We start from the raw sequence: 6634 nt of genomic DNA, 5'->3' as shown, positions 1-6634 counted from the left end.
CTCATTACTAGCACTGGTAGTTAAGTCGTTCATATTAATCCTCTTTCGTATTTATACAACTATAGTAATAAAAATGTGTTCGTTAACCATTAACGTTCGTTGCTTGGCATTTCCTTCAGGTTAAACCCTTTTACAAACAACCAAAATGGTAGTGATAACTCAAATAATGCCCCAGGAAGATACAACCATTGCCCGCCTAAACTTACTGCGTAAAAATCAAACATTATTTTTAAAAACAGCGCAAAATAGCCCACCATACCTAATACCGAAAACGCTCTAGGCACTATTCGATACTGAAAGAAAGTTACGGCTAGAATAAAGCCACAAATTGACAAAGGAATCATACCCAATTGAAAGTCAACATAACGTCCTTTTCTGATAATACTGGCCATTGTATGTAAATAGTCTACATTACTGGCTGTGGTCTCAATGAGTTCCTTACTCAAATTAACAAGCGATAGTAATGCCGCTGCCCCTACAAGTAACATTATCGCTTCAATAAGTCTGAATACTACATAACTTACTGCAACATGTTCACTGTACTTTTTAACTATGGGATAAATGACTATTGCCATACCTACAACAGCCACTGAATTAACAAACTCCAACATTACTGCCGTTGTTATAGTGAGCTTGTTGGGAAAAAGCTGCATTAAATAATCTGGAGAACTAAAAAACTCCCCTAGGAGTGAACTTGCGGCCATGTATGAAAATGATGACATTAGCCATAATACGCCGAAAAAACGTGCAGTGGTTAAATTAGACATAGTGTATTTCCTTAAAGTATGGATATTCAAAGCTTGTTGCCATTACTTATCGTTTAGCATAATAACTTTGTGGTCTTTTTGATGACCTAAGTTTAAGCTTCAGATTTGTATTGTCGTTCAAATGGGCCTATTCGAACGTATTAGTTATAAAATTTTATGTATAGAGAAGTCACAACTTGTGCAAAGCGGCTTATGTAATGGAACAGCTGAAAATTACGGCAGCTCCATTTCATCATAATTAGCTTCAGCTAATCTTTATAATCCGCCTGATAAGACTTTTAATAAGAAAGGTATATAGCCAACCATCCCCATAATCATCAGCAGCGTGATAACAAACAACAAACCATTGGTTGCATACTTAACATTGTTACTACCTTTTTCCTTCGCGTAAAAATACAATTGCAACGTTAGTAGCGATAAAACATAACAGCCAAATGTCCACATGGCCTTCAATAATGTTAAATATGAGTATATAACTGACCTAATGCGTCCAAATGGGCCTATTCGAACGTATTTTTTATATTAATTTAATTGAAATCGAATTCTGAAGATTGTTGATGTAATGACCTAATCTTTTTAAATCCCTATGTATTAATAGATATAAAATTATTGGCTGACTATCTTTTGCATGCATGACCAATTTTTAAGTAACCTTCTAGGTGCGAAAGATTATGTCTACTGTTATATATTGCTAAGAGCACAACAATTCAGCTTACTCCCTCATCTACTATCATTATCTTTCGGCTGGCCGACGATTGCTGTAGACACGCATATCGACCGCGTATCAAACCGCACTAAATTTGCCATGGGCAAAAACGTGGTTGAAGTCGAAAAAAAGCTTGAGAAAGTTGTACCTGCTGAGTTTAAGGTCGATGTACATCACTGGCTTATTTTACATGGTCGTTATGTCTGTACCGCACGAAAACCTAAATGTGGCTCTTGCCTCATTGAAGATTTGTGTGAGTTTAAAGAGAAAACAGAGTAGCCATAGAGCTGTTTTGAGTAAACAACGGACATTGCGCATCCAAGGCTTCAACTCAGCCTTGGATTACGAAAATTCATTATCACAATTGAATAAAAGCTATTCTCAAGATTAATCATTGATACACTATCAATCTATCAATCTATCAATCTATCAATCTATCAATAAATATTACCTTTTTATTCTCCCGCAAATATTACCTAGCCATCAATAACTTCATGAAGACTAAAACATAGTATTATATTAACTAACCTAAGCTCTGCATAAGCGAATTTGCCCAATAAGGCTATTTTTCTCACTCTCGGCGTTGCTTTCATTTGTAATAGCCCGCTATGACTGCATAAAAGCGCCTTGATATTGAACAAAATATCATCATTGGATTGTACGTAAGTTTGTTTACAAAACATCTTCTATTCCAAAACCCTTATCCAAACCAGAGGTTAACTAACCTAAATTCTGGATAATAAATCAAAATTCAACTCACTTATTCAAAAAAGACGGCAATGTAAATTCAATTTCCTTGTCACTTATAGGTTTGTCATCCAAAAACATTTTGATCGTTTCAGTTACTTTCGGTGACACCATAAACAAGTTGTGCCCTGCATTTTTCACAGTCACTTTAGTTAAGTTACTTAAACCTGCTGTTGCTTCATATTGAGACTGCACATACGTTCTGCCATCTAGTGTGCCGGATAACAATAACGTAGGTACATCTGAAACAGGCTTAGAACGAAAGTCATCACCTAAGTCTAAATTTGGAATAGCTTTGTTTAAATGCGGCATGGGAAAGTTTAGCATTTTACCTACCAAAGAGGCTGGCGCTTGTTGCTCAATTAAGATCTGCCGTTGGCTTGAGATACCTGATGCGATATCCATCCCAAACGACATGATGTCTAAACTGATGTTAGGCTCCATCAACCCTGCGCGCTTAATAACACTAGGAAGCATTACAGTAATGTCATTATCAATATCTGAATATAACTGCAGTAGCATTGAGACATAACGATGTGGGTCTGAAATCATTGCAGCCGCTATGCCTTGCATATGGCTTTTTTGAAATAAGAACTCTACTGACTTACCACCTTTTTGGGATATAGTCACTGAAATGGGGTTAATTGCTATTTTTTTATGTACCCGCTTTATTAAGCCAACAACGTCAGGGTATACCGCTTTGGCTTTAGGTTGTTGATTAATAGCTTGTTGCAAACGGTTAAAATACGCATCAGTTCTGGCAGGTAACTTCACTGTTTGATCAAGCCCTTCCGCACTAGCAAGTATCATTTTATCGATATGGGTTTCCATCACCTTTAAGCTAGCAAGAGCTAGATGAGTACCATACGAGATACCCCATAAAGTAAGTTTTTCGACCTTGAGGTGCTTCCTCAAATCATTTAAATCGTGAGCACTTTGCACAGTAGTATAACCAAGTACATCGGCACCCTTTTCGCCCCAAAAACTAAAACACTCTTTAGCCGCTGCGCGATAAACCTTGCTAATTTTTGATACAGATAAACGCTCGTTTAAAGGTAAAGCTTGTGTCGATTCACATTTAGGGACAATCCGTGATTTTCCTGTACCACGTTGGTCCAAAGCGATCACATCACCAAATTCTCTTAATGCCATAAACAGAGGGAATCGAAAATTTGGATATTGTGCAGTTGAAATACCTGAGCCTCCTGGTCCCCCCGATAAATAAACTATAGGAGCACCTTTTTTATTGCCAGTGGCAGGAAAGCGAACATATGTAAGTGGAATAGATCGGCTATTTTTATTATTACGGTTTTCCATTACCTGTATAGAGCCTTCGTACGCTAACACTGACTGCTCACCACTTTTGAATTGGATTTCTCTCTCATTGCCAAACGTCTTAGCCGCAATACTGTTAAATGTCACTAATGGCGCTATTAAGAACAACAAACCAACGGTAAATTTTTTAATATTCATGACTTCATCCTACATGTTTCAATGTCGTCACTTTTACCTAAACAGTAAAAAAATTCACCCATAACTATTTGAAAGGCATGTTATTTACCGTTGATTTTCGTTGAGTGGTATAAACTAATCGGTAAAAGGTAGTGTAAGATAACGGAGTTTTTAATATAGTATTTACCATGAAGTTACGTATTCTCATATCTCAACTGTGTTTCATTCTGTTTCTGTATTCTGGATTCGGTTTCTCACAGTCTTTAGTGTCTATAAACTTAGATTCAGTCATTATCTGCCCGATAGTGACTTCTTCAGATGTAATGCCAAATTTTAATGAGCCTGAATGTAAAACAAAACACGCTCGGCAAATAGATCCTCAAAACACTGCATTGTGGGTAAAAGCAACCATCAATGTTCCTAATCACATGGAAAAAGACACGCAACCTAAGAGTGTTTATATTTCAGGGAAAGCATCGAGTAAAGTTTATTTTAATGGTCATTACCTTGGTAGTAATGGTTCGCCTAATGTGATTCCCAATTTAGAACAAGTGGGAAAAATAGACGCGATGTTTTATGTCCCCGCTAAGTTAGTAAAACCTAATACCAACGAACTTATTGTAAAAATGTCATCTCATCATGGCTTTTTAACTTTAAGCGCCCCGTTAAATTTTATTGGTTTTGGCATCTATTCTGATCCGACTTATTTTATTCACCGAAATTTAAGTGTATCGATAGTACCACTCGGCGCTTTGTTATTAGGTGCCGTTTACTTTTTTGTCGCTAGCTTCAGCCCTAGAAAGCGGGCAAATAATTTGTTATTTTTATTGATGACCTCATTTGCATCATTACAGCTATTTGCTGAAATTTCTCGCGCATTATTTTCTTACCCATACCCGCTTCAAGATGTCAGACTACTGCTCATCGTTTCACTCTCGTTCTTATTTGGGGTCTGTTTATTAAGCTTTGTTATTTTAAAGCTCGAAAAGAAAAAAACATATTGGTGGATTCTATCAGGTGCCAGTTTAAGTTTAACCACTGTATGGTTATCCCCCGGATTTGATCCAAAAACTGCTTTGGCGATACTGGTACCAAGTTTAATATGTGCATCACTGTTAACTATTCAAGCCTTAACAACTAAATCAAAAGAGTGGGTAACTTATGCAATTGTGTTTGTCTTTTCCTCACTCACCATTATATTAACGCTCACGACCTTTCATGATGTGCTTTTTTATTACATCATTTCCACAGTGCTAATTTTTTTATTTATTCTTCAAGCCAAAAAACTCAATAAAGAACAAAAAGATAAAGAAGCAGAACAAGCCTTGGTTACCAAACTGCAATTCAAACTTGAACAAAACCAACAACAAACTAAACCTAACGTAATTAAAATTAACAGTGCGGGAAAATTAGAGCTTATCACCAGTGATAAAGTGGTGTTTTGCAAAGCCGCGGGGGATTACGTAGAAATTAACCTTAAAGATCATACACAACGTTTATTCACCGGCAGTTTAAAAGAGTTAGAAGCGACACTTCCTAATACTTTTTTGCGAGTGCATCGCTCATATTTAGTGAATGTAGATTGTATTCGCAGTCTAAATACAAAAAGTTCACAACAAACTGAAAAATCGAGTGCTGGCTTTTTACAACTTCACGATGTAATGGAAGTGCCTGTCAGTCGAAGAATTATGCCTACAGTTCGAAACTACATTAAGCAAAGTTAAGTATCGGAGCCCCAATCTGAGTATAAACACATATAGATCAGACCACTTTAGAGTTTAAGCGAACCCTGTAATCTGTACTCCTATGCCTAACCTATCGGCTTAATTGGTTACCCAAAAAAATACTGGGATAATGCCAGTTAATTATTCACTAATAGCAAAAAACAGCCCAACAGATAGATATAAAGCCAAATATCTAACCCTCCTTTCGTCAGTCTATCATAGCAGTAGCCCCCATATCGACCATGTATGTTCATGGCCTTCAATCTGGTTGGGGATTATGGGTGCTTTAAACGATGTAATTCACTCATAAGCGCTGCACATGTCAAAAGATTGCCCGTAAACCTATTTTTGGTTCTTGTCCTATTGAAGAATTAAAAATAAGACGAAATAATGTTTGACCGCATTGACTCTAAAGCGGTCGCTGAATCTTAGATGAAACCCAGGTCACATGCTCTTTTTTAACCTTAGTGGGCTCAGCATATAAAATAACTTACTTTGCGGCTGAATGGTTTGGATCACTAAACACAATGATACTAAAGAAATACCTCCCCACCCAATGACCTTAAGCTTTTCGCCAATGATCAAAACAGCGAAAACAGTTGCAACTAAAGGTTCAATAAGGGTTATGAGTGTCGCTTTACTTGCATCTACAAAACCCAAGCCAAATCCAAATAACAAGTACCCTAAAAACATTGGGATCACGGCAGTATACAAAGATACCAACACATTCGTTGGGCTTGAAAATAAGTTACCTCCTGTAAACCATAACGACGGAAGCAACAATAAAGCAGCACACCCGAACAGCCCAGACATGGATGATTGAGAATGAACGCCACTTTCAATTAAGCGCTTCGCAGCCCATGAATAACCGGCATAACTCAATCCGGCAATACCCCCCAAAAAAACCCCCATGATCTGTTGATACATGTTGTAAGCAGTACCACTGCTTTGCTCTTTGCCAAACGTCAAAAAAGCAATCCCTATCGCACCAATGACAAAGCTCACGCCCCATTGCAGTGATATCTTTTTATGACTTATTAGACGTTCAAGGATTGCGGTAAAAAACGGCGCCATAGCAATAGATATGACCGTGCCAATAACAACACCAGATAACTGCATTGAGGAATAAAATGATAACGGATAAGTAACCACAGAACTAACCCCTAAAAATAATACTTTAGGCCGTTTAAACATGCGTTTATAATCAATAACTAATTTTTTCCATGCCATAATGACAA

Annotated in this window: 4 protein-coding genes and 1 pseudogene; 2 read left to right on the top strand and 3 right to left on the bottom strand. The window is 37.2% G+C overall.

Annotation, left to right across the window (positions count from 1 at the left end; genetic code table 11):
• Positions 1-89: 89 nt before the first annotated feature.
• A complete protein-coding gene (locus J8L97_RS22190; RefSeq protein ID WP_211052855.1) occupies positions 90-767 on the bottom strand; it encodes a DUF4386 domain-containing protein in 678 nt (225 codons plus the stop codon).
• Between the two features lie 724 nt (positions 768-1491).
• On the opposite strand from J8L97_RS22190, the pseudogene J8L97_RS22185 reads away from it, so the two are divergent.
• A pseudogene (locus tag J8L97_RS22185) lies at positions 1492-1752 on the top strand (endonuclease III); the annotation flags it as partial.
• Between the two features lie 477 nt (positions 1753-2229).
• Here the strand turns inward: J8L97_RS22185 and J8L97_RS22180 are convergent.
• Positions 2230-3693: an alpha/beta fold hydrolase gene (locus J8L97_RS22180; RefSeq protein ID WP_211052853.1), complete on the bottom strand. Its 1464-nt coding sequence runs from the start codon at positions 3691-3693 to the stop codon at positions 2230-2232.
• A gap of 167 nt (positions 3694-3860) precedes the next feature.
• Between J8L97_RS22180 and J8L97_RS22175 the strand changes: the two genes are divergently transcribed.
• Positions 3861-5396 carry a LytTR family DNA-binding domain-containing protein gene (locus J8L97_RS22175; RefSeq protein ID WP_211052852.1) on the top strand — a complete coding sequence of 512 codons (1536 nt, stop codon included), beginning with the start codon at positions 3861-3863 and terminating at the stop codon, positions 5394-5396.
• Positions 5397-5840: 444 nt separating this feature from the next.
• Here the strand turns inward: J8L97_RS22175 and J8L97_RS22170 are convergent.
• On the bottom strand, positions 5841-6634 hold a 794-nt coding region (locus tag J8L97_RS22170), incomplete at its 5' end, for a DMT family transporter (protein WP_211052850.1).

It is taken from the genome of Pseudoalteromonas sp. MMG012, assembly GCF_018100875.1.
GTDB lineage: Bacteria > Pseudomonadota > Gammaproteobacteria > Enterobacterales > Alteromonadaceae > Pseudoalteromonas > Pseudoalteromonas aurantia.
This window is presented reverse-complemented; position numbering and strand designations above follow the sequence as displayed.

Bases quoted from the DNA above. Each gene is read 5' to 3' on its own strand.
- J8L97_RS22175 (WP_211052852.1), top strand. From the start codon at position 3,861: ATGAAGTTACGTATTCTCATATCTCAACTGTGTTTCATTCTGTTTCTG.
- J8L97_RS22190 (WP_211052855.1), bottom strand. From the start codon at position 767: ATGTCTAATTTAACCACTGCACGTTTTTTCGGCGTATTATGGCTAATG.
- J8L97_RS22180 (WP_211052853.1), bottom strand. From the start codon at position 3,693: ATGAATATTAAAAAATTTACCGTTGGTTTGTTGTTCTTAATAGCGCCA.